Consider the following 23,160-nt stretch of genomic DNA (forward strand, 5'->3'; position numbering starts at 1 on the left):
TATCGAATCAGAAAACTTTTGGTTTTTGGAGGTTAGGCAGCAAGGCGTCAGCTTTCCGCCCGGCCGTCACTGCAACGCCAGCTCGGCAAAGCCATGCCGCTTCACCGTCCGGTCGATCTCCAGCAGCGTTTCGAGCAGCCTCTGTAGCTTGTCCAGCGGCCAGGAGTTGGGGCCATCACTGAGCGCCTGCTCCGGATCGGGATGGGTCTCCATGAAGAGACCGGACACCCCCGCCGCCACCGCTGCCCGCGCTAGTACCGGCACATGCTCGCGCTGGCCGCCCGAACTGCTGCCCTGCCCCCCCGGCAGCTGCACCGAATGGGTGGCATCGAACACCACCGGGCAGCCGGTCTCACGCATCACCGCCAAGGCGCGCATGTCGGAGACCAGGTTATTGTAGCCGAAGGAAACGCCGCGCTCGCAGACCATAATCTGCTCGTTGCCCACTGCGCGCGCCTTGTCGACCACGTTTTTCATATCCCAGGGGGCGAGAAACTGCCCCTTCTTGATATTTACCGGCCGCCCCTGGCGAGCCACCGCCTGAATAAAATTGGTCTGACGGCAGAGGAATGCCGGGGTCTGCAGCACATCGACCACCGCGGCGACCTCATCCAGCGGGGTATCCTCGTGCACATCGGTCAGCAGCGGCAGCCCCAGGCTCGACTTGACCTGCTCCAGGATCTTCAGCCCCTGCTCCATACCGGGGCCGCGGTAGCTGCCGGCAGAGGAGCGATTCGCCTTGTCGAACGATGACTTGTAGATGAAGGGGATGCCCAGCGCTGTGGTGATCTCCTGCAGCTGGCCGGCGGTATCCAGCGCCAGCTGTTCACTCTCGATGACGCAGGGACCAGCGATCAGAAACAGCGGCTGATCGAGACCGACGGGAAAGCCACACAGGTTCATGCTGTCGCATCCCGGTGTTTGCGCGCCGCCTCGATGAAGCCGGAGAAGAGTGGATGCCCATAGCGCGGCCGGGAGGTGAACTCCGGGTGGAACTGACAGGCGATAAACCAGGGGTGGTCGGGGATCTCGACGATCTCCATCAGACGGCCGTCGATGGAGCGACCAGCAATCTTCATACCGGCGGTGACGATGCGGTCGAGATAGCTGTTGTTGAATTCGTAGCGATGACGGTGGCGCTCGACGATCACCTCCTCGCCATAGAGTTCACGTACCTTGCTGTCGGGCTCCAGACGGCACTCCTGGCCACCCAGACGCATGGTACCGCCCAAGTCGGAGTTCTCATCCCGTTGCTCGCGCTTACCGTCGGCATTCAGCCACTCGGTGATCAGGGCGATCACCGGATTCGGGGAATCGGGATTGAATTCGGTGCTGTGCGCGTCTGTCAGACCGGCCACGTTGCGCGCGTACTCGATCACCGCCACCTGCATGCCAAGACAGATACCCAGGTAGGGGATGCCTTGTTCGCGGGCGAAGCGGACGGCAGCGATCTTACCCTCCACACCACGCTCGCCAAAGCCGCCGGGGACCAGAATCGCATCCATCCCCCGCAGTTGATCGCCCACATCCTGCTCCAGCTTTTCGGAGTCGATATAGTGGATCTTCACCTTGCTGCCGGTATGTACGCCAGCGTGAGTGAGCGCCTCGGAGAGCGACTTATAGGCTTCGGTGAGGTGCACATATTTGCCCACCATCGCCACGTGGACCTCGTCATGCAGGGCATCGTAGCCGTCTATGTAGCCCTGCCACTCGCTAAGGTCGGCGGCAGGCAGATCCAGCCCCAGCAGCTTGACCGCCACCTCGTCGAGGTTCTGCGCATGCAGCATCAACGGGATGCGGTAGATCGAGTCGGCATCCACCGCGGAGAAAACCGCCTCTTCCGCCACATTGGTGAACAAGGCGATCTTCTTGCGTTCGCCCTCGGGCAGCGGCTTTTCCGAGCGGCAGACCAGGATGTCGGGCTGGATGCCGATGGAGCGCAGCTCTTTTACTGAGTGCTGGGTCGGCTTGGTCTTGATCTCGCCCGACACCTTGATGTAGGGCACCAGAGTCAGATGCATGAAAAGGGCGTGCTGATGGCCAAGCTCCACCCCCATCTGGCGGATCGCCTCGAGAAACGGCAGCGACTCGATGTCACCCACAGTGCCGCCGATCTCCACCAGGCAGACGTCGGCATCACCCGCACCGAGCAACACACTCTCCTTGATCTCGTTGGTGATGTGGGGAATCACCTGTACCGTACCACCCAGGTAGTCGCCGCGACGCTCCTTGCGGATCACGCTTTCGTAGATCTGGCCGGTGGTGAAATTGTTGTTCTTCCCCATGGTGGTGCGCACGAAGCGCTCATAGTGACCCAGATCGAGATCTGTCTCAGCACCATCTTCGGTGACGAACACCTCGCCATGCTGAAACGGACTCATGGTACCCGGATCGACATTGATGTAGGGATCAAGCTTGATCAGGGTGACCTTGAGGCCACGCGCTTCCAACAGCGCTGCCAGTGAGGCAGCAGCAATACCTTTGCCAAGGGAGGAGACGACTCCGCCCGTAATAAAAATGAATCTGCTCATGCCATTCGGGTGTTGGGAAAGGGAGAAAACTGGACGGGCGCAAACATTAACAGATCGAGCCGCTTCCCTCAATTCACATCATGGATGGCATACCCCCAAGAGTGCTGAACATCGTGGTGGGTTTATCTTGCACTCGGGTGTTGAATATCCCCTACTCCCAACTATAATCAGGTGGCGATTTTCGCAGCTTAACTATAAATGCCAACCTGGCGCGCAGGCGGCGGGCAATAGATAACAAGCGGTACGGAAGGATCTTCGCGGGTCATTTCCAAACACCCAACGGGGCATTGTAGTCGGGCAAACTATCCACTGAACGTTGAGGAAGGAAATATGATGAAGTTTTCAAAAGTCGTGGGTGCAGCCGCACTGATCGTTGCATCTTCTGCTGCTTCTGCTGCTTCTGCCTGGTGGGGCGGCGGCCCCTGGGGCGGCAACCGTGGCAACAGCTATGGTCGCGGCTACAATAGCTACCGCGATTACTATGGCGGCCCCTACGGCTACGGCGCACCTTACGGCTACGGCGCACCTTACGGCTATGGCGCTCCCTATGGCGCGCCTTACGGCTACCCGGCTCCGCCTCCCGCCGCTCCGCAGGCCGAATCCAAGTAAAGGATCGGTTGCATAGTAAAAAGGGCCGGCCCGCTTCGGGTTCGGCCTTTTTTATTGCCTTCAGCTCACCCCATCCGGCGGCCAATGACGGGTTTCATGGGAACAGCCGCGTTATTTGTTGGCAAAAATCATTCCTTCACTCAATATCCGATACGTAAATTGCTTGATCCAACTCAATAACCTTTGGAGAATAGCCCTATCCACCATTGAGAGCTGAAATCTCATGCCGGCATCGGAGTTGTAGCTTGCCCAATCGGAAAGTCGTCTCTTTCGAGAACCTCAAAGTCGCCTGCAAAAACTGCAGTCTTGCAACCCTCTGCCTGCCGGTTGCGTTGGAGCCGGATGATGTAGAGAGGCTCGACAGCATCGTTAAACGCGGTCGTCCCTTCCACCGTGGCGACCACCTATTCCGCGAAGGCGATGATTTCCACAGTCTGCGAGTCATCACCAGCGGATCTGTCAAGACTTACTCCCCAAGCGAAGATGGCAGCGAGCAGGTGCTTGGCTTCCATCTTCCCGGCGAATTAATCGGACTCGATGCGATCCAGAACGAGCGTCACAGCTGCTCTGCTAGAGCCCTTGAGACCACTGCTGTCTGTGAGATCCCATTCGATAGTCTCGAAGAGCTGAGCAGCGCCATGCCCAGCCTGCAACACCAGATGTATTGTCTGTTGAGCCGGGAGATCGGCCAGGAAACAGAGATGCTCACCCTGCTTGGCAAAAAGAGTGCCGAAGAGCGCCTTGCCACCTTCCTTCTGAGCTTTTCCGAGCGCTTCAAAAAGCGTGGCTTTTCCGCTACCGATTTCTTCCTCAGCATGTCCCGCCACGAGATCGGCAACTATCTAGGACTGGCGGTGGAGACAGTCAGCCGGCTCTTCACCCGCTTTCAGGAGGAGGGCTTGCTCAAGGTCGAGCGAAAACATGTACAGTTACTCGACCTGCCCCGACTCAACGATATCATTCACGGAATCGATAGCGTTCGCACATCGAATCAATCAAGGGCTTAAGGGCTCCTGCCAGATCACTCAGCAGGCAGTTCTTTTCTCCAGATACACCCCTCCCCCATAGCCTCGAGACGAGCCTCGTGCAGCTCTAGCTCGACGGCGCTTGCCTTGACCACCTTGAGGGCTGGCCGACCTGCTGACAGTCGCCGGATCCCCCCATCCACATCACCCGTTGATTCCCCTTCAGCACGGGCCATCTCAAGGGAGAGAGTAGCCTGTCCACCGGTCATCGCCAGATAGACATCGGCGAGGATCTCCGCATCGAGCAGCGCGCCGTGGAGTTCCCGCTGCGTGTTGTCGACATCGTAGCGTTTACAGAGTGCATCCAGGCTGTTGCGCTGCCCCGGGTGCATCTTCTTCGCCATCACCAGGGTATCGATTACCGCGCACAGCTCCCCGATCGGCGGCGAATCCGCCCCCATCAGCTGTAACTCGTGGTTCAGAAACCCCACATCGAAGGGCGCATTGTGGATGATCAGCTCGGCACCACGAATATAGTCGAGAAAATCTGCGGCCAGATCGGCAAAGCGTGGTTTGTCGGCAAGAAACTCATTGGTGATGCCATGCACCTCAATGGCACCAGCATCGATCTCCCGATCGGGCTGCAGATACTGATGGAAGTTGTTGCCGCTGAGACGGCGATCGATCATCTCGACACAGCCGATTTCGATGATCCTGTGGCCCTGCTGCGGCTCCAGACCGGTGGTTTCTGTATCCAGGACGATCTGTCTCATCGTGACCGCAACCCCTCTATGCCCTGATTGGCCAGCTGATCCGCCAGCTCATTTTCAGGATGACCGCTGTGCCCTTTTATCCAGGCCCACTCAACCTGATGCTGCGCCACCTCCTGATCCAGCTCGCGCCACAGGTCGGCGTTCTTGACCGGTTTTCTTGCCGCCGTTTTCCAGCCATTGCGCTTCCAGTTGTGGATCCACTGGGTGATGCCGTTCTTCACATACTGCGAATCGGTGGTGACACGCGCCCGGCTGGCACGCTTCAGGGCGCGCAGGGCCTGGATCACCGCCATCAGCTCCATGCGGTTGTTGGTGGTCTCCGGCTCTCCGCCGCAGAGGCGCTTTTCATGTGAGCCGAAGCGCAACAACGCGCCCCAGCCGCCGGGCCCCGGATTGCCCTTGCAGGCACCGTCAGTAAAGATCTCAATCAAATCATTCATGTAAATTTCTTGTGGTGGGTTCAACTGCATTTGCCGGCAACACCTGTTTGCCCATGCGCCAGCGCGGTCGCAGAGGCGTCAGGGTCGAGGTGCGCTTAACCGCCTGAATCAGATAGACACCGCCTAGCATCGGCCAGAAACGCGCGCCGCTCTTCTCCAGGAAGGCCAACTGCTCCATCAGCTGCCGACTGGCAAGGGGCGGACGGTACATCAGCCAGTCGATCCGCTCAAGGCCGAAGCCGAGCAGCGAAAGCCAGTCCTGAATACGTCCCGCACCGAAGAAATGACCACACCAGGGTGGCTGCCTGCGACGCAGCCGAAACAGCTGCCACATCCCCCACAGACTCCACGGATTGAAGCCAGTGATCAGCACCCTCCCCTCTGGTATCAGGATACGTTCCACCTCCCGCAATGCCTGGTGCGGATCAGTCGAGTAATCGAGGGTATGGGGCAACACCACACCGTCCACGCTGTCGGTGGCAAACGGCAGGCGTGTGCAGTCGCCGATCAGAGCCGGGCTTGCGCCGCCTGCGCCGTCCTCCTTGCTGAGCAGAATGCGATGCCGGGCGGGTGACGTGGCCAGCAGGTCCATCGTCGCGGCGGGGGCACCTATCTGCACCACATGGTAACCAAACAGGCTGCTTCCCCACTCCTCGATCAACGCCTGCTCCTGCTCTGCCAGCACCTGTCCTGGCATCCTCGCGAACCAGGCTTGGAGCTCTCTCTGCATGCTTTACCTCAGGGAGCTTCTAATGAATCAGGCCGGCAGTCTTGCGGCCCAAATTCATCCAGAGGCTCCTCAGTTTGCCCCTAATCTACAGTGATAATAATTCCCATATTCTGGACGATGCGCAGATGAAAATGGAAATTAATCGCCAATTTGCCTATATTTGCCAGCCTCGACGATCGGCACATCCAAACAGGACAGAGGCTTGCCATGCAGCAGATCACCGCGGTTCGCGCGCTTACTCTCCTCCTGGCAAGCGCAGCCATCTCCTCCAGCCAGGCAATGAGCCTGTTGCCGCAGGCCACGGCAGACGCAGATAATAGCCAGGCAGTCACAGAAGCCGCCACCCAGGCCAGCCAGCAGCTTATTTCAGCCACTCCTGCCACCCCTCCCGCTGAGGCAGAGCCGCAAATCTCCGAGACGTCCACTCCTGAGCCGATCCTGACCGAGCCTCCTGAACTCTCTGACCAGATCACCTTCAGGGAACCCGAAGCTCCAGCGCCGCAGGATCTCTGGCGGCGTCTGCAACTCGGCCTCTCACTGCCGATCCCAGCAGATGCCCGGGTACAACGGGAGATCGACTGGTACACCAGCCACCCAGAATACCTTGGCAGACTGCAGGAGCGCGCCGCTCCCTACCTCCACTTTATTCTGGAGGAGATCGACAAGCGCCAGATGCCAGCCGAACTCGCCCTGCTACCCGCAGTGGAGAGCGCCTTCCAGCCCTTCGCCTACTCCCCCGGGCGTGCTGCCGGCCTCTGGCAATTCATCCCCTCCACCGGGCGCCTCTACGGATTGAAGCAGAACTGGTGGTATGACGGTCGCCGCGACATTGTTGCCGCCACCCACTCGGCGCTCGACTATCTGCAGGCGCTCAACCAACAATTCGACGGCGACTGGGAACTGGCGCTGGCCGCCTATAACTGCGGCGCCGGCAATGTGCGCAAGGCGATCCGCCGCAATCAGAAAAAGGGCAAGCCCACCGACTTCTGGTCACTCAAACTGCCGAAGGAGACCAGCGCCTATGTACCACGTCTACTTGCGATCAGCGCCATCTTTGCCAATCCTGAGCAACACGGCATCAGCCTGAAACCACTCCCAGACCAACCCCATTTCACGACCATCGACATCCAATCCCAGCTCGATCTGGCACTGGCCGCAGAGATGGCCGATATCGATATCGAACAACTCTACCTGCTCAACCCCGGTTTCAACCGCTGGGCCACGGACCCGGCCGGCCCGCACCAGCTCAATCTACCTCTCGACAAGGTAGAGGGCTTTCTCACCGAACTGGCGACACTGCCTGCAGAGAAGCGGCTGCGCTGGAAACGCTACAAGATCCGCAGCGGCGACAGCCTCAGCGTGATCGCCCGCAAACACGGCACCACCACCAAGCTGCTGCAACAGGTCAACAATCTGAAAGGCAACCGGATTCGCGCCGGCAAACACCTGTTGATCCCAATCTCCACCAAGCGCCTCAACCACTACGCCTTGAGCAGCAAACAGCGCAAAAGTAAGCTGCTGAGCAAGTCCCGCAAGGGCAACAAGCAGATCTACATCGTACAAAAAGGCGACAGTTTCTGGGAGATCGCCAAGCGTCATGGGATCAGCTATCGCAAGCTGGCAAAGTGGAATGGCATGGCGCCCGGCGACCCGATCCGACCCGGTCAGAAACTGGTGTTCTGGGTGAACAAGGCCACCTCTACCCACGTATCCCTGCCCACCACTCAACCCAGCGGAACGCGCAGCAAGATCGCCTACAAGGTCCGGCGCGGCGACTCGCTGGCACGTATTGCAAAGCGTTTTCGGGTCAGCGTGGCTGATCTCAGGAAGTGGAATAAGCTACCGGAAAAATATCTACAGCCGGGACAGAAGATCCGTCTCTATGTGGATGTGACAGCACAAACTCTGTAGCGCTGGAGCGAACCGGGATCACAAAACAGCAGCAATTGTTGACCAGGATCAATCCAAGGCAACTCTCACTTTGACAGCCTGGCGGCTGACCCAGTAACAATAACGCCTCCTACCATTATTCGCGGAGGCAGTATCATGAGCGAAGAATGCAGCCTGAGGGCCAACACGGACCTCAATCTCGCAGATGTCAGCAAGATCGCGCTGGGCCTAAAATCCCTCGCCGCCTACTCAATGCTCGCATACGAGCACGATGATGATCCCCAGGAGCTGGATGAGATCGTGCAGGATGGGCTGGACGCTATCGAGCGCCTGTTCAATTGCTAAGCTGAGTCCACTTTAGATTTTCCATGCCTCACAACCCCCGCAAGGGGGTAGAATCCTCTGCAATCCCTATTGACAGTGCAGAGGATCGCAATGGAGTCGATTGAAGCCAAAGTCCTGCCACTGCTGGCCCAGTTTCCCGATCAACCCTATCTGCAGTCCTTGCTGGTTGTTATCGTCACTCTGCTGCTGGCGAAGGGCATCAGTTGGACCCTTCTGGGTATCCTCAAGCGCCTCGCCGGACTGACCCGCGCCCAGTTCGACGACGCTCTGGTCGACGCTCTCAAGACACCGCTCTTCTACACCATCCTGATGACCGGTTTCTCCATCGCGGTACATCTTCTGCCGCTCAGCGAACCAACCCAACACCTGACTATCGCACTGCTGCAAACTATCGGCATCTTCGTCTGGATGCGCTTCGCCATCAGCCTCTCCCGAGAGGGCCTGCAGACACTTGCCGCCGATCTGCATCGCTTCAACTACATCCAAGCACAGACCCTGCCGCTGTTCGAAAATCTGGTGGTACTGCTGATCATTGCGATCGCGCTCTACCTTGTCTTCATCTCCTGGGGCATCGATATGAGCGCCTGGCTCGCCTCTGCCGGTATCGTCGGCATCGCAGTCGGTTTCGCCGCCAAAGACACCTTGGCCAACCTCTTCTCTGGGGTGCTGATCCTCGCCGACAGCCCTTATAAGATCGGTGACTATATCGTGCTCGACAGCGGCGAACGGGGCGCGGTGACCCATATTGGCATCCGCAGCACCCGCATGCTGACTCGCGATGATGTGGAGTTGACCATCCCTAACTCGATAATGGGCAACGCTAAGGTGATCAATGAAAGCGGCGGCCCTCACCCGAAATATCGCATCCGGGTGCCAGTAGGAGCCGCCTATGGATCTGATGTGGAGCAGGTGCGCCAGCTGCTCACCAGCATCGCCGAACAGGATTCACTGATCTGCTCAGACCCTGCACCCCGGGTGCGATTTCGCGCCCTGGGCGGCTCCAGCCTCGACTTCGAACTGCTCTGTTGGGTCGATGAGCCGGGGCTGCGCGGCCAGGCCATCGACCGTCTGCTGACCGCCATCTACAATGGCTTCAACCGGGAGGGGATCGAGATCCCCTACAGCAAACAGGATCTCTACATCAAAGAGACACCGCCTCTGGAGCGACCAGAATAATCTCATCACCTCCGACGCAGCCCCGCGAAACACTTCCCGACCTGACTCGGCCCCACGCCGGTACCAAGGCGAAGCAGAGTATCGAATTCTGAACCAGCAGCACTCCTGGAGTGGCCAATCTCAATCGATGCCAAAAGTGATACTTCAGATAAGAGCCAGCTCACATCACCACTTTTGCCTACCAATCCTCACCATTTGTCAACAAGATTTCATTTCCCAATTGGTGTGAAAAAAACCGCACTCTTAATGAGAAGCAGCCCACGATTCACACCGGCAACCTTCAGATCCATAATTTTCAGCCGTGCTATGTGACACAGATGTCGGAATTCTTTACACCGATTCCGTACCTTTGCACCAACTGAGTCGCATACCGGAGTGCCACCATGTACGCACCTAGCATCAATCGAATTTTTATCCCCACCCTGCTGAGCGCACTTCTGCTGGCTGGCTGCGGCGGTAGTGACAGCAGCACTGCCCCGGCAATCGGCGACAGCGGTGGCGGCAGCGAGCAGACCACCCAACTGAACATCGGTGGCAGCGTGGGCGACGGCCCCATTATTAACGCAACCGTACGTCTGCGGGACGCCTCCAACAACATCCTCGCCACCACCACTTCAGATGGCATGGCACGTTACTCGTTTGATGTCAGCGTGCCCACCAACGCCTTCCCTCTCACCATCGAAGCGGAAGGCGGCATCGACCTGGTGACTGGCATGGCACCGGACTTCCAGCTGAAATCGACGGTCGTCAACGCCTCCCAGTCGAACGCTAACCTCAACCCCCATTCGAGCATGATCGTCAAGCTGGCCCGTGCCAAGGGCGGCCTCACCAGCAGCAATGTCAGTAATGCCAGGGACACCGTCATCGAACTGCTTAACTTTGGTTTCGATCCCGCTCTGATGGCGGACCCGATCACCGCCTCACTGACCAACAACAATCTGCCGATGATGATCAAATCAAGTGAGACCCTGGCGGAGGCTTTACGACGGGTACGCGACAACGCGCTGAGCAGCAATGTAACCGTAGATGAAGTGATGGATGCTCTCGCCGACGATCTGGTGGATGACAGCCTCGACGGTGAAGGTGACGATGCTGCCAGCCAGCGCTATGCCGCCCTGCTACACGTAATCTCCAGCGAGGTGCTCTACGAAGCGATGCACAACCGTCTGAAGGTCAATAACGTCGACGCCAGCACGGCTCTCGACGGTGCCATCCAGACCACCGCCCCCGCCGTTACCCTGCGGACCGGGGATGTACGCATCAACCGCCGCATGATCGAGCAGGCACGCCGTTCGGTGGCAGCCGCCCGCCAAGTAGACGACAGCGCTAATCTGACCGCCCTCGCCGATGCACTCGACCGGCTCTCCGGTAATGTCACCCCAACAGCAGTAGAGCAGGTTCTGCCCGATACGGTCAGCAACGATTTCTCCTCACTCGTGGGTTCCACTCGCTATCTACAGGAGGTACGGCTTGACGGCATCATCCAGGCAGGTAATCAGGGCGCCGGGCCCAACCGGGCACCGCTGATCTCCGGCACACCGGTCAGCAGCGTAGCGGTGAATTCCACTTTCAACTTCACCCCTACCGCCAGCGATGCGGATGGTGATCAACTCAGTTTCAATGTCACCAACCTGCCATCCTGGGCTGTCTTTGCCCCCGAAAACGGCACCATAACCGGCACCCCCAGCTCCAATGATCTGGGCCTCTACCAGAACGTGCGCATCGGCGTCTTCGACGGCCATGCAAATGCCGACATCGTATTCAACATCGAGGTAACCGACGGCTCATCCTCTGGTGGCAACAGCAACAGCGCGCCATCGATCTCCGGCAGCCCGAGCTCCAGCGTGGCAGAAAACAGCAACTACAGTTTTACCCCCAGCGCCAGCGATCCGGATGGCGATGCACTCAGCTTCAGCATCACCAACCTGCCCTCCTGGGCCAGCTTCAACGACCAGACCAGGCAACTCTCTGGCACCCCCGGCACGGGTGACGCTGGCGTCTACCAAAACATCACTCTGATAGTGACTGACGGTCAGGCCAGCAGCTCACTCGCCGCCTTCTCCATCGAGGTTGGAGCCAGCAGTGCTGCCCCTTCCATCAGCGGCAACCCCACCCGTTCAGTCGAAGCTGGCAGTGGTTACAGCTTTACTCCCAGCGCTGCAGACCCAGATGGCGATGATCTCGACTTTAGCATCAGCAGCCTGCCCTCCTGGGCACAGTTCGACACCAATACCGGCACCCTCAGCGGTACCCCGCAGAGCGGCGATATGGGCAGCTACTCCGGGATCACCATCCAGGTCACAGATGGCCAGTCCAGCGTCTCCCTGCCCGCCTTCTCGATCAACGTATCTGAGGCGATCGGCGCTGGTGGCTCAGGGAACAACTACTATGTGGACAACCAGATCAGCGGCTCCAGCTGCACCGACTACTCCATCACCGACCGCAGCTGCGGCGGTGGCAGCGACACCGCCTTCGACTCCTTCAGTGGCGCCACAGCCGTCGCTCAGGCAGGCGACACCGTCTATGTCCGCGAAGGCCGCTTCAAGGAGCAGCTGAAGGTGCGCAACGATGGCGCGGCCGGCAACTATGTCACCTTCCGCAACTATGAGTCGGAGACAGTCACCATCACCGGCGCCACTCTCAAGCCCGCCATCGACCTGACCAACCGGGAGTATGTGGTAATCCAGGGCTTCACCGTCGAAAAGGTGGGACGCTGGCTTTACTTTCTGGAGGCGCATAACAACATCGTGCGCGACAACAGCTTCAGCCAGGCCTACGACACCGCAGGCTCCAAGGCCGGTATCTTCTTCTTCCACGCCAGCCACAACCGTTTCCTCAACAACACCCTAGAGGACAACGCGGACGATGCACTCTCGTTGGTTGATTCGGAACGCAATCTGGTGGCGGGCAACTCCATTCGCAACGCCCACCATGCACTGTGGGATATCCGCTGCGGTAACTACAACGTGCTGCGCAACAACTACTTCTATAACGATCAGCAGAAGGACGGTGAGGTCTACGATTGCGATGGTCAGGTCAAGACCTATAAGTATGACTCGACCCGCCGCAATCTGATCGAGGGCAATGAGTTCGACTACACTGCCAACTCCGGCAACAAGTCACCCTTCTCCGGCATCCAGTATGCCGGTCAGCAGGGCATCATCCGCCTCAACCGTTTCCACGACACCACTGGCCCCGGCCTACGCATGGCGATCTATGGCGTCGAAGCGAAAAACAACTGGGGCAACCGGGTCTACAACAACGTAATGCACTCCTCCGAGTTCGCCGGCACCTGGTTGCAGCCAGGCGGTGACAAGTTCTTCGATAACATCTTCAAAAACAACCTGCTCGGCGGCAGCAGCTTTGTCAACAACGACAGCCGTTGGGACTGGTGGAACAATACCCTGAAGGGCAAGCCGGTACAGGCCTACATCGATCGTAGCGACGGTTATGAGTTCGACACCAATATCTTCGTCAACGCCAGTGGTGACCAGGAATTCCTGGCGGTCAAGGGCAACGGTAATCGTACCTCCACCTCGCAGCGCACCATCGCAGAGTGGAACAGCGGGGACAGCAACTTCCGCAACGGCTCGGTGGTCACAGACGCCCGCTTTATTGACGAAAGCGGCCGCGATTTCCGTCTGCAGAACGACAGCCCGCTAATCGACGCCGGTACCTTCCTGACCCAGACCCTGAGCGCCGGCAGCGGCACCGAATTGCCGGTCGAGGATGCCAGCTTCTTCTATGATGGCTTCGACATCCCCGGCGAGCAGGGGGATGAGATCATGCTGGATGGTGACAGTCAGGCTGCCAGAGTTGTCAGCATCGATTACAACACCAACACCCTGACTCTCGACCGCTCACTCAGCTGGAATAGTGGCCAGGGCGTGAGCCTGAAGTACAACGGCAGCGCCCCTGACGTCGGCGCCTTCGAATCGGGTAACTGATAAACCCAAATAGCGGGGCTCCGGAAAAATCGGAGCCCCGCTTTTTTTTGCCTGACGATCACCCATGTTTGCTTCCGCAAGGGCCTGCAGGATCACTACATGCCAAGTCGGATTACCTCATCGGCCAATCCATACTTCTCCATATAGGCGGCAATAGTGCTGAAGGTAGCGGTCTGCAGCGGCCCCTGATGGTCCTGCAGCGACAGATCTGGCATCAGCAACGCACCCAGCATGAGCTTCAGTGGTGCTACCGAAAGCCGCTGTGCCTTGAAGTAGGCGCGGTTGTTGGCCTTGATCTGCGCCACATCATCGGTCTGGTAGAGCGCCGCATTGAGCACATCCAAAGTGTGTTCTGTACAGCTCTGAAACTGGGAATTGTAGGGATTCGCACTCACCGAATAGGCAGGATTGTGCAGCTTGCTATAGCTCTCCGAGGCGATCACCTGCAGCAGGCGGCGCTGCATCTCAGGAGTGGGGATGATAATACCCGCCTTGAGTTGCTCAACCGCGACAAAAAAGTCGGCCGGATAGTCCCGCACCAGATCACTCACATCCGGTTGATCGGCGCGCTGGTAGAGGTTATACACCACATAACCTGGCAGCTGGACACCCTCATCGGTGGTGATCTGCGAGTAGACCGCAAAAGCCACATGGGTGAACTCCACCCCTTCCGGCAACTGATCAGCAGGCCGCCCCACCCGGCCGAGGATGATCACCCGCGCCCCCCGTTCTGCGGCCAGGTACTCCACCTGTTTCGCCAGCCTTGCGGTCTGCACGGGATCGAAACGCAGTTCAGCACCCTCCGCACCACTACCACTGCCGGCGATGCTCAATCCACTAACGCTGAGCAGAAGCAGCATCAGAAATACTCGAAGTGTACGCATCTCACTCACCTCCCTGTTGCGACTGTAATGCCTGATCCGGCGCAGGCCCGGCGCTGATTACCTTGTCGGTGACCGGCAACGGCTGCGCCCTGTCATTGGCCGTCGCCCACAGCACATCCCCCAGCGCACCGCTGGCCTGACCGAGCTGAGCACTGCCCATCAGTGGCACCGCCACCACCCCGGAGACAACCTGCGCACCAGCAATGCTGGCATACCCCAGTCCTTCGGCCGAATGGTGCACAGCAGCGGCTGAGTGGCTCATACTGCCCTCGGCAGCGCTCTGCTGGGTGGAAAAAATAAGCGTGAGGGCGACAAAGGTTGATGCAAGGATTGGTTTCATCTCTGTTCTCCTGATGGTTGACTCGTTGCAGCCTCAGGATTGCCCAGCAGGAAACAGATTGAAACCTTTACAAAGATCGTCTACAAATACGCCAACTTTCGTATCATATTTTTATACTTTTTCATGTCGCAACAGAAGCTCCTCATCAGCACACTCAAACAGGCACTAAAACAACAGGGTCTCACCTACGCCCAGGTCGCCAGTCAGATCCACATCAGCGAGGCCAGCGTCAAACGGATGTTCTCCAGCGGCCGCTTCACCCTTGAACGGATCGAAGCAATCTGCGCACTGATGGAGATGCAGCTGCTCGACCTGATGCGATTGATGGAGCGGGCCCAACACTCCACCAGCCAGTTGAGTTGGGAGCAGGAGGAGGAGTTGATCGGCGACATCCGGCTGCTGCTGCTGATCGCACTAATCCGCAACCACTGGAGTCTGCCACAGATCCTGCACGACTATGCGATCCCGGAGCACGACTGCATCCAGCTGCTGGCCCAGCTCGACCGGCTGCGGCTGATCGAGCTGCAGCCGGGCAACCGCATCCGCCTGCTGGTGGCCCCTGACTTCCAGTGGATCCCCAACGGCCCGATCGTGCGCTTCTACGAGGAGCGGGTGAAAGCCGAGTTCTTCGACGCCAGCTTCAGCGGCCAGCACAGCCACCGCCAATTCCTCTCTGGCGAGCTCTCCGCTGGCTCCGCGGCGCTGCTGATCAAGAAGATGCGCCTGCTTGAACAGGAGTTCGCCGAGCTGCTAAAGGCCGACCTGAGCCTACCACCGGAGCAGCGCATCAACATCGGTCTAGTCCTGGCGCAGCGCCCCTGGCAGTTTCACGCCTTCGACCACCTGCGCCGGGAACAGGAAAGCTAATCAGATAAGATCGGCAGTTCGACAACCTCAAGAATGGCTGGCAGCGTCTGTCGCAAGCAGATGACAGCTGGCCCGATGGGATCCACTCAGGCTCACCGAATCGGGATAGGCCGCCCGGCAGTGCGCCATCGCCTCCGGGCAGCGGGGATGGAAGTGGCAACCCGCTGGCGGGTCTGAGGGTGACGGCATATCCCCTTCGAGGCGGATCACCGAACGCTGCCGCTGCGGATCGGGTACCGGCACCGCCGACAGCAGCGCCTGGGTATAGGGGTGGGCCGGAGCCTCCAGCACCTCATCGACCCGCCCCTGCTCGACGATCCGCCCCAGATACATCACCGCCACCTCATCGGCCAGATAGGCCACCACCGAGATATTGTGGGTGATAAAGAAATAGGAGAGCCCCAGCTGCCGCTGCAGCGACTTCAGCAGATTAAGGATCTGCGCCTGCACTGAGACATCCAGAGCGCTGGTGGGCTCGTCGCAGACGATCAGCTGCGGCTCCACCGCTAGGGCCCGAGCGACGCAGATGCGCTGGCGCTGGCCACCGGAAAACTCATGCGGATAGCGGCTGGCCGCGTCGGCAGGCAACCCCACCTGCTCCAGTAGTTCCACCACCCGCCGCTGGCGGCCGGTCCGATCCCCCATCCCCTGTGCCAGCATCCCCTCAGCGACGATATCCCCCACCAACATACGCGGGTTCATCGACGACATCGGATCCTGGAAGATGATCTGCATATCGCCTCGGCGCCTGCGTAGCGCCTCACCACGCATCTCGGTCAGCTCATCAACGCCGAAGCGAACGCTGCCTGCGGTGGGCCGGATCAGCTGCAGTATACCTTTGCCGACGGTGGTCTTGCCGCAGCCCGACTCCCCCACCAAGGCCAGGGTTCGGCCCTTGGGAATCGCCAGGCTGACCCCATCCACCGCCCGCACATGCCCCACCACCCGGCGGAACACCCCTTTATGAATCGGGAAGTAGACCTTCAAGCCTTCCACCTGCAGCAGCTGCGTCTCCCCGTGGTCGACATCGTGGCGCACTGCTTGGACCTTCGTCTCCCTGACGCCGGGCTGAATCGGCTTGTCGGCATAGAGCAGGCAGCGTACCCCTTGCTGCGGGGCGGTCGGGTTCCAGGCGGGAATCTCCTTATGGCAGCGCGCCACCGCCAGCTCACAGCGCTCGGCAAAGCGGCAACCTTCGAAGCGGCTGTCCAGAGGCGGCACACTGCCCTCTATCACCGCAAGCTGTTCATCGCGCTTGTGGCTGTCGGGTAGGGATTGGAACAGCTTGCGACTGTAAGGGTGTTTCGGCGCAGCGAAAAAGTCCGCCACATCGGCAGTTTCGACGATCTGCCCAGCATACATCACCGCCAGCCGGTCCGCTGACTCCGCCACCACCCCCAGATCGTGGGTGATCAGCAGGATCGCCATGCCCGTCTCCCGCTGCAGCTGCTTCAGCAGGCGCAACACTTGGGCCTGGATGGTCACATCCAGCGCGGTGGTCGGCTCATCGGCAATCAGCAGCTCCGGCCGCCCGGCCAGGGCCATGGCGATCATCACCCGCTGCTTCATACCGCCGGAGAGCTGGTGCGGATACTCTCGGGTGCGCCGTTCAGGATCGGGAATACCCACCGCATCGAGCAGCTCCACCACCCGCTGCTGCACCGCCGCCCGGCCCTTCAGTTCGTCATGCAGCCGCACCGCTTCAGCGATCTGCTCTCCCACCCGCATCACCGGGTTGAGCGAGGTCATCGGCTCCTGGAAGATCATTCCCATCTTACCGCCGCGCACGCTACGCATCTCCCGCTCCGAGAGGGCCAGCAGATCGTCGCCGTCGAGGTGGATGCTCCCGGTGGCGATACGCCCACCATGGGGCAGCAGCCGCATCATGGAGAGGGCAGTCATCGACTTACCGCAGCCCGACTCACCCAGCAGCGCCAGGGTCTCGCCGCGGCGGATCTGCAGATCCATGCCGTCCACCACCCGCACCGGGTTGGATTCATCCCCCAGTTCGGTCTTCAGGCCATTGATCTGCAGCAGAGGATCGCGCATCGAGGCTCCCATCTATCGGCTGTTGCGCAGGCGCGGGTCGAAGGCGTCCCGTACCACGTCAGAGAAGAGGTTGGCGGCCAGCACCAGGGTGAACATAAAAAACAGCGCCGCCACCAGCGACCACCAGACAATCGGTTCGCGGGCCATCTCCAGGCGCGCCGAGTTGATCATGTTGCCCCAGCTGTTCATGGTCGGATCGACACCGATGTTGATGTAGGAGAGCACCGCCTCCGCCAGCACCAACCCGCTGAAGTCGAGCACCAACGTGATCAGCACGATATGCAGCACATTCGGCAGGATGTGGCGGCCGATGATGGTGAAATGGCCAACGCCAAACGCCTGCGCCGCCTGCACATACTCCAATTCGCGCAGCTTGAAGGTCTCGCCGCGCAGCAGCCGGCAGAGTCCGGTCCAGCTGGTGACGCCGAGGATGATGCAGAGAAACAACAAGCGCAGGTCGGCGCGCTCGGTGAGGCTGGCAAAGTCGGCCTCGTGGTTGCTGATGTAGATCTGCATCATCAGGATCGCCGCGGCGATCAGCAGCACACCGGGGATCGAGTTCAGGGTGGTGTAGCTATATTGGATCAGGTCGTCGACCCAGCCACGGAAGTAGCCCGCCATGATGCCGAGCAGGATCGCCGCTGGCAGCATCACCAGGGTGGTGAGAGTGCCGATCAGCAGCCCGGTGCGGATACTCTTCAGCGCCTGGTAGAAGACATCCTCACCCACCTTGTCGGTGCCGAGCAGATGGTAGCTACTGCCCAAGGTGAAGGCGACAAAACCAAGCAGCAACACCACGCCAAGGGTGATCAACAGGGTACGCCAGGGGACCTGGGTATCAAATGCCAAGATCTGCAAGAGCATCGCTCGGAAGCCAACAGCCTGGCGACGCGCCAACTGCCAGACTAGCAGCGAGGCGATCAGCGCCCAGCTGAGCAGCCCGATCAGCACCCCCCGCACGATATGGGCCAGCAAATCAGTGGCCCAGTCAGCAGTCGGATTCTGCAGGTGGGCGCCGCCATACTTGAGCCGGGGATAGGCCCGGCTGGTGCGGCCATCCGCCAGTTCAATGCTCTCCTTGGCGTAGAGATGGGTCGCCAGAGGGGCCGAGTAGCTCTTCTCCTGACGGGTACGGATCGGCGTCACCATCCAGTCAAAAACGCTCAACACCTCAGCCGAGCCGGCACCTGGCTCACCGTTGTCCGCCGGGAGATAGTGGATCGAATCGAGCAGGCCGATCAACACATAGAAGCTCAGCACCACCAGCGCCCCCATGCCGATACGGCTGCGCGCCACCTGCCGCCATGGCGCGCGCAGGTGTTCGCGACGACTGGCGAGCAGGCCAAACCCCACTGCCAGCACCAGCAGCAGAAAGATCAGCGCATCGGTCCAGAGGATCACCAGCTCAGGCATGCAGCGCGACTCCAGCGGAAGGATCAAACAGGTTATGCAAATCCATCACTGCAACCTCACCCGCGGATCGACGAGAGTGTAGGAGATATCGGTGAGGATCAGGCCGATGATGTAGAGCACCGAGCCAAGGAACACCATGGCGCGCACAATAGCGAAGTCCTGACGGCTGATAGCGTCGATAGTGTAGCTGCCGAGCCCGGGGATGCCGAAGAAGGACTCGGTGATCAGGCTGCCCATGAACAGCAGTGGCAGCACCACCACCACGCCGGTGAGGATCGGTATCAGGGCGTTGTGAAAGACGTGGCCGAACAGCACCCACTGCTCACTCAACCCCTTGGCGCGGGCGCTGCGCACATAGTCGCGGTTGATCTCCTCGAGGAACAGGGTGCGATACCAGCGGGTGCCAGCACCGATGCCGCCGATCACGCCAATGATGACCGGCAGGATCAGAAACTTCAGCCCCCCCATACCGGGATCGTAGCCGGAGATCGGCACCAGATGTAGCAGCTTACCCACCAGATACTGGCCACCGATGATGTAGAAGAGCGACGAAATCGACATCATCACGACGCAGATCACCACCCCCCAAAGATCGATATAGGTGGCGCGAAAAAAGGCAATAAGCAGCGCGAAGGTGATGTTGAGCGCCAGCCCCACCAGTAGCACCGGCAGAGCGATGGCTAGGCTCGGCCACATCCGCTGGGAGATGTCGTAGCCGATGTCACGGCCTGAGTCGGAGGCGCCGAATTCAAACTGGAACAGCTTCAACGACTTCTGGAAAAAGATCGTGTCAGTAACGACTTCGATACCACCGGCCTGGCTATTGATCAGCAGCGGCTTGTCATAGCCCCGCTCCGCCTTCCAGTGTTCGATCGCCTGTGGGGTGACCCGCTTCGTGCCCAGGTTCATGCGCGCCATGTCGTCCGGTGAGTTGACTACAAAGAACAGCGCGAAGGTGATGACGTTGACGCCAATCAGGATCGGGATCGCATAAAGCATGCGGCGGATGATGTAGGCAATCATCGGGCGGCACTCCGCTCACGCTGGCGGAACAGCACCACCGCCGGCACCAGCGAGATCAGTAGGATCAGCAATCCAGTGATCACCGGCCAGAGCACAGGCGGGTTCCAGGCGCGCTGGCTTTCGACCCGTCGCGCCGGTTCGAGGCGCTTGTACTTGAGCGTGTTGTTGGCCATCAGGTTGGGCTTCACATTGTGATACCAGGCGTGATGCAGGGAGAACGCCTTGGGATGATACCCCCAGAGCCAGGGACCCTCGCGGCGCAGCAGTTCCACCATCAGATCGATGATGGCGAGCCGCTCGGGGCCATTGTCCATGTTCTTCATCTGATTGAACAAGCGGTCAAATTCGGGATTCTCGTAGTTGGCGGCGTTCTCGCCCTCCCCCTTCACCTTGGCGTTGGGACCGTAGAGCAGAAACAGGAAGTTCTCCGGGTCAGGATAGTCGGCGTTCCAGCCCCAGCTGAACATCTGTGCTGTGCCCTTGCGCATCTTCTCCTGAAATCGGTTGTAGTCGCTGCTGCGCACCACTAGCTGGATGCCGAGCTTGGCAAACTGCTTGCGCCACCAGTTCATCCGCGCCTTGTCATCGGGGCCAGTGGCCACCACATCATAGTTGAGCACCAAGGGCTTACCGGTCTGCGGGTCACGTCCGCCCGGGTAGCCCGCCTGCGCCATCAGCGCCTTCGCCTGCTCGATGGGACGACGCCTGATCTTGCCATCGCGCACTTCATAGACATAGGGGTTATGCCCCGCCACACCCGGTCGGTGACCATAGATTCCTTGGGGAATCGGCCCCTGGGCGGGCACCCCACGACCGTTGGCAAAGATCGAGATGAACTCCTCGTAGTCGGCAGCGATGGCGATGGCACGGCGCAGAAGCCGTGCCCGCTCGGAGTCGCCACCCACCACCGAATCACGCATATTGAAGCCGAAATAGTAGGTGGAACTCTGCACCGCGGTGGTCAACTGGATGCCCTTCTCGCGCATCGCGTCAGTAAGCCCCACATCGCCCTGGTCACTGAACTGCACCGCCTGATCGAAGCTGTCGGAGGAGATGCCGGAGGTATCGTAGTAACCCTGCAGAAATTTGTTCCAGTAGGGGATGGTCTCCTTCTCTAGGCTGTAGACCGCACGCTCCACCAGCGGCAGAGACCGGCCTGCGTCATCCAGCAGCCCAGCGGCACGGTCCTCCGGCTCGCCCTCATTCGGATAGCGTTCACCGTGGAAGTTGGGGTTGCGCGCCAGCACCATACGCAGGTTGGGGTTGTTCTCTGCCAGCATGAAGGGACCTGTTCCCACCGGATACCAGTCGAGTTTGATGTTGCGCTGCCACAACCCCGGCTGGGCGTAGAAGCGATCCGCCTCCCAGGGCATCGGGGCGAAAAAGGGCATCGCCATCCAGTAGAGCAGCTGCGGGTACTTACCCTTGATGCGAATGGTGTAAGTGTAGCGATCGAGCTGTTTCAGCCCTGCCATCTCAAACTCGCGCAAATCGAGATAGGGACGGTCCTGGCCGGTCTCTTGCTTCAGACGGTGCTCCTCCTCGCGCAGCCGTTTTGTCAGCGCGTTGAAACCGACAATGTACTCCCCCATGTTGCCGGCGATCGGCGAGTGGAAGCGCGAAAAGGCGAGGCGTTTGATCTGGTAGATGTAGTCGGCGGCGGTCAGCTCGCGGCTGCCGCTCTCGGCGAAATCGTCGAGGGTATGGATCTGCTCTAGCTGCGCCTCGCTCAGCTGATGGTAGCGATAGGCGCCTGACTCATCCGTGGCGAACAGGGGGTGGGGCTGGTAGCGGATGCCGGGCTGAATCCTTACTGTATAAAGGCTGAAGGCGACTTGCTCCGCCGGGGTATCAGGCGACAGCTCCCGGCCAGCCGCATCAAAATAGCTCACCTGAGGCATGCCGTCCGCGGTCAGCGCGATCAGTTGGTACGGCCGTTTGAGAAAGTGGTACTGCAGCGGTGGCTCGTAGATCTGCGCGATAAAGGCATACTCGTTGGAGCTGTAGGAGCGTGCCGGGTCGAGGTGCTTGGGACGTTCGGAGAAGGAGCTGTAGAGGACCGGAGCGGCCGCATCACCGCTTCGGTAGGGACTATTCCAAGGGTTCTCACCACAACCGGACAGTGACAACAACAGGCTCAGCGCTATCCCGATCCATCCCCATTGCCATTGCCAAGCCGATCTCTGCATCTCTCCGGGTGCCTGCTCTTTTTTATCTGCTGAGTTTCCGGTAACTTACGCCGTTATTATTTCGCCTGAGCCATTGCGTCGCCGATCCGTGAGATCCGGGATGCGGCACAGGCCCACGCGGTAGCCCGCATTATCCGCGTTTCTTTTTGATGACACCACCAAGGAATCGTTCCATGGGATTTTTACAAGACAAACGTTTTCTGATCGTCGGCGTTGCCAGCAACCGCTCCATTGCCTGGGGTGTGGCTGAGGCGATGCACCGCGAGGGTGCGCAGCTCGCCTTCACCTATCAGACCGACAAGCTGAAGAAGCGGGTTGAGAAGGCGGCCACTGAGTTCGGCTCCGATATCGTGCTGCCGCTGGACCTGACCAGCGACGAGCAGATCACGGCGGTCTTCGATGAACTGAGTAAGCGGTGGGATGGCCTCGACGGCATCGTCCACTCCGCCGCCTTCGCCCCCCGCGACCATCTGGAGGGCGGCATCCTCGACAATCTGACCCGCGAAGGCTTCGCCCTCTCCCACGACATCAGCGCCTACTCCTTCGCCGCCCTGGCCAAGGCGGGCCGCGCCATGATGCAGGGGCGCAACGCAGCGCTGATCACCATGAGCTACCTCGGGGCAGTGCGCACCGTACCCAACTACAATGTGATGGGCGTGGCCAAGGCGAGCCTGGAGGCCGTCGTGCGCTACATGGCCGACTCGCTGGGTCCGGAGGGGATCCGCGTCAATGCGGTCTCAGCCGGGCCGATCCGCACCCTCGCCGCCTCCGGCATCAAGGACTTTAAGAGCATGCTCGACGCAGCGGAGAAGAAGGTGCCACTGCGGCGTAATGTCACCACCCAGGAAGTGGGTAACGCCTCCGCCTTCCTCTGTTCCGATCTCGCCTCCGGCATCACCGGCGAAGTGCTCTATGTCGACTCCGGCTACCACATCCTCGGCAGCGCCTGATCCTTCTATAAAAAAAGCCGCACGGACCCGGATAAGGTC

Annotated in this window: 19 protein-coding genes; 8 read left to right on the forward strand and 11 right to left on the reverse strand. The window is 59.8% G+C overall.

The genetic code is table 11. The features are described 5' to 3' along the window. Window positions 1-66: 66 nt before the first annotated feature. Together kdsA and Ga0074115_RS05410 are read right to left on the reverse strand one after the other, a co-directional pair. Window positions 67-903 (reverse strand): 3-deoxy-8-phosphooctulonate synthase, encoded by an 837-nt coding sequence (gene kdsA / locus Ga0074115_RS05405; RefSeq protein ID WP_005961762.1) that lies wholly within the window; start codon window positions 901-903, stop codon window positions 67-69. Next, complete coding sequence (locus Ga0074115_RS05410) at window positions 900-2,531, reverse strand: CTP synthase (RefSeq protein ID WP_006475214.1); 1,632 nt, start codon at window positions 2,529-2,531, stop codon at window positions 900-902. Before Ga0074115_RS05410 ends, kdsA begins: the two co-directional genes overlap by 4 nt. A 333-nt stretch (window positions 2,532-2,864) precedes the next feature. On the opposite strand from Ga0074115_RS05410, the gene Ga0074115_RS05415 reads away from it, so the two are divergent. Together Ga0074115_RS05415 and fnr are read left to right on the forward strand one after the other, a co-directional pair. Next, a complete protein-coding gene (locus Ga0074115_RS05415) occupies window positions 2,865-3,140 on the forward strand; it encodes a sulfur globule family protein (protein WP_408642705.1) in 276 nt (91 codons plus the stop codon). A gap of 245 nt (window positions 3,141-3,385) precedes the next feature. Continuing rightward, window positions 3,386-4,147 carry a fumarate/nitrate reduction transcriptional regulator Fnr gene (gene fnr / locus Ga0074115_RS05420; RefSeq protein WP_006475212.1) on the forward strand — a complete coding sequence of 254 codons (762 nt, stop codon included), beginning with the start codon at window positions 3,386-3,388 and terminating at the stop codon, window positions 4,145-4,147. A gap of 14 nt (window positions 4,148-4,161) precedes the next feature. Here the strand turns inward: fnr and dnaQ are convergent, their stop codons facing one another. From dnaQ to Ga0074115_RS05435, 3 genes are read right to left on the reverse strand one after another with little or no spacing between them, the layout of a single operon-like run. Beyond that, window positions 4,162-4,878: a DNA polymerase III subunit epsilon gene (dnaQ, locus tag Ga0074115_RS05425; RefSeq protein WP_057956691.1), complete on the reverse strand. Its 717-nt coding sequence runs from the start codon at window positions 4,876-4,878 to the stop codon at window positions 4,162-4,164. Further along, complete coding sequence (rnhA, locus tag Ga0074115_RS05430) at window positions 4,875-5,318, reverse strand: ribonuclease HI (protein WP_057956692.1); 444 nt, start codon at window positions 5,316-5,318, stop codon at window positions 4,875-4,877. The genes dnaQ and rnhA overlap by 4 nt, the downstream gene beginning before the upstream one ends. Then, window positions 5,311-6,048, reverse strand: coding sequence for a class I SAM-dependent methyltransferase (locus Ga0074115_RS05435; RefSeq protein ID WP_057956693.1), 738 nt, complete (start codon window positions 6,046-6,048; stop codon window positions 5,311-5,313). Before Ga0074115_RS05435 ends, rnhA begins: the two co-directional genes overlap by 8 nt. Window positions 6,049-6,255: 207 nt before the next feature. Between Ga0074115_RS05435 and Ga0074115_RS05440 the strand changes: the two genes are divergently transcribed. The 4 genes from Ga0074115_RS05440 (at window position 6,256) to Ga0074115_RS05455 (ending at window position 13,406) form a co-directional block, all read left to right on the forward strand. Then, window positions 6,256-7,959: a lytic transglycosylase gene (locus Ga0074115_RS05440; RefSeq protein ID WP_232432916.1), complete on the forward strand. Its 1,704-nt coding sequence runs from the start codon at window positions 6,256-6,258 to the stop codon at window positions 7,957-7,959. Window positions 7,960-8,094: 135 nt separating this feature from the next. Beyond that, a complete protein-coding gene (locus Ga0074115_RS05445; RefSeq protein ID WP_005961780.1) occupies window positions 8,095-8,283 on the forward strand; it encodes a hypothetical protein in 189 nt (62 codons plus the stop codon). 90 nt (window positions 8,284-8,373) lie between these two features. After that, a complete protein-coding gene (locus Ga0074115_RS05450; protein WP_060528299.1) occupies window positions 8,374-9,459 on the forward strand; it encodes a mechanosensitive ion channel family protein in 1,086 nt (361 codons plus the stop codon). Between the two features lie 383 nt (window positions 9,460-9,842). After that, window positions 9,843-13,406, forward strand: a complete 3,564-nt coding sequence (locus Ga0074115_RS05455) for a putative Ig domain-containing protein (RefSeq protein WP_060528300.1) — start codon at window positions 9,843-9,845, stop codon at window positions 13,404-13,406. A 95-nt stretch (window positions 13,407-13,501) separates the two neighbouring features. On the opposite strand, the gene Ga0074115_RS05460 is transcribed toward Ga0074115_RS05455, so the two are convergent. Continuing rightward, a complete protein-coding gene (locus Ga0074115_RS05460) occupies window positions 13,502-14,290 on the reverse strand; it encodes a DUF2145 domain-containing protein (RefSeq protein WP_057954949.1) in 789 nt (262 codons plus the stop codon). Window position 14,291: 1 nt separating this feature from the next. Beyond that, window positions 14,292-14,630: a hypothetical protein gene (locus Ga0074115_RS05465; protein ID WP_057954950.1), complete on the reverse strand. Its 339-nt coding sequence runs from the start codon at window positions 14,628-14,630 to the stop codon at window positions 14,292-14,294. Between the two features lie 123 nt (window positions 14,631-14,753). On the opposite strand from Ga0074115_RS05465, the gene Ga0074115_RS05470 reads away from it, so the two are divergent. Next, window positions 14,754-15,497 (forward strand): helix-turn-helix domain-containing protein, encoded by a 744-nt coding sequence (locus Ga0074115_RS05470; protein ID WP_232432917.1) that lies wholly within the window; start codon window positions 14,754-14,756, stop codon window positions 15,495-15,497. 27 nt (window positions 15,498-15,524) lie between these two features. On the opposite strand, the gene Ga0074115_RS05475 is transcribed toward Ga0074115_RS05470, so the two are convergent. The 4 genes from Ga0074115_RS05475 to Ga0074115_RS05490 are packed head-to-tail and all read right to left on the reverse strand — an operon-like array spanning window position 15,525 to window position 22,171. Further along, entirely contained in the window at window positions 15,525-17,546 is a 2,022-nt protein-coding gene (locus Ga0074115_RS05475; RefSeq protein WP_057955016.1) for an ABC transporter ATP-binding protein, read from the reverse strand. 12 nt (window positions 17,547-17,558) lie between these two features. Beyond that, window positions 17,559-18,959: an ABC transporter permease gene (locus Ga0074115_RS05480; RefSeq protein ID WP_198295044.1), complete on the reverse strand. Its 1,401-nt coding sequence runs from the start codon at window positions 18,957-18,959 to the stop codon at window positions 17,559-17,561. A gap of 45 nt (window positions 18,960-19,004) precedes the next feature. Continuing rightward, entirely contained in the window at window positions 19,005-19,982 is a 978-nt protein-coding gene (locus Ga0074115_RS05485; RefSeq protein ID WP_057954952.1) for an ABC transporter permease, read from the reverse strand. Next, window positions 19,979-22,171: an ABC transporter substrate-binding protein gene (locus tag Ga0074115_RS05490; protein WP_057954953.1), complete on the reverse strand. Its 2,193-nt coding sequence runs from the start codon at window positions 22,169-22,171 to the stop codon at window positions 19,979-19,981. The genes Ga0074115_RS05485 and Ga0074115_RS05490 overlap by 4 nt, the downstream gene beginning before the upstream one ends. Before the next feature lie 173 nt (window positions 22,172-22,344). Between Ga0074115_RS05490 and Ga0074115_RS05495 the strand changes: the two genes are divergently transcribed. After that, the gene (locus tag Ga0074115_RS05495) at window positions 22,345-23,121 is read left to right on the forward strand and encodes an enoyl-ACP reductase FabI (RefSeq protein WP_057954954.1); all 777 of its coding nucleotides are present in this window, start codon (window positions 22,345-22,347) and stop codon (window positions 23,119-23,121) included. Window positions 23,122-23,160: the final 39 nt, after the last annotated feature.

This window comes from endosymbiont of Ridgeia piscesae, assembly GCF_001443665.1.
GTDB lineage: Bacteria > Pseudomonadota > Gammaproteobacteria > Chromatiales > Chromatiaceae > Endoriftia > Endoriftia persephonae.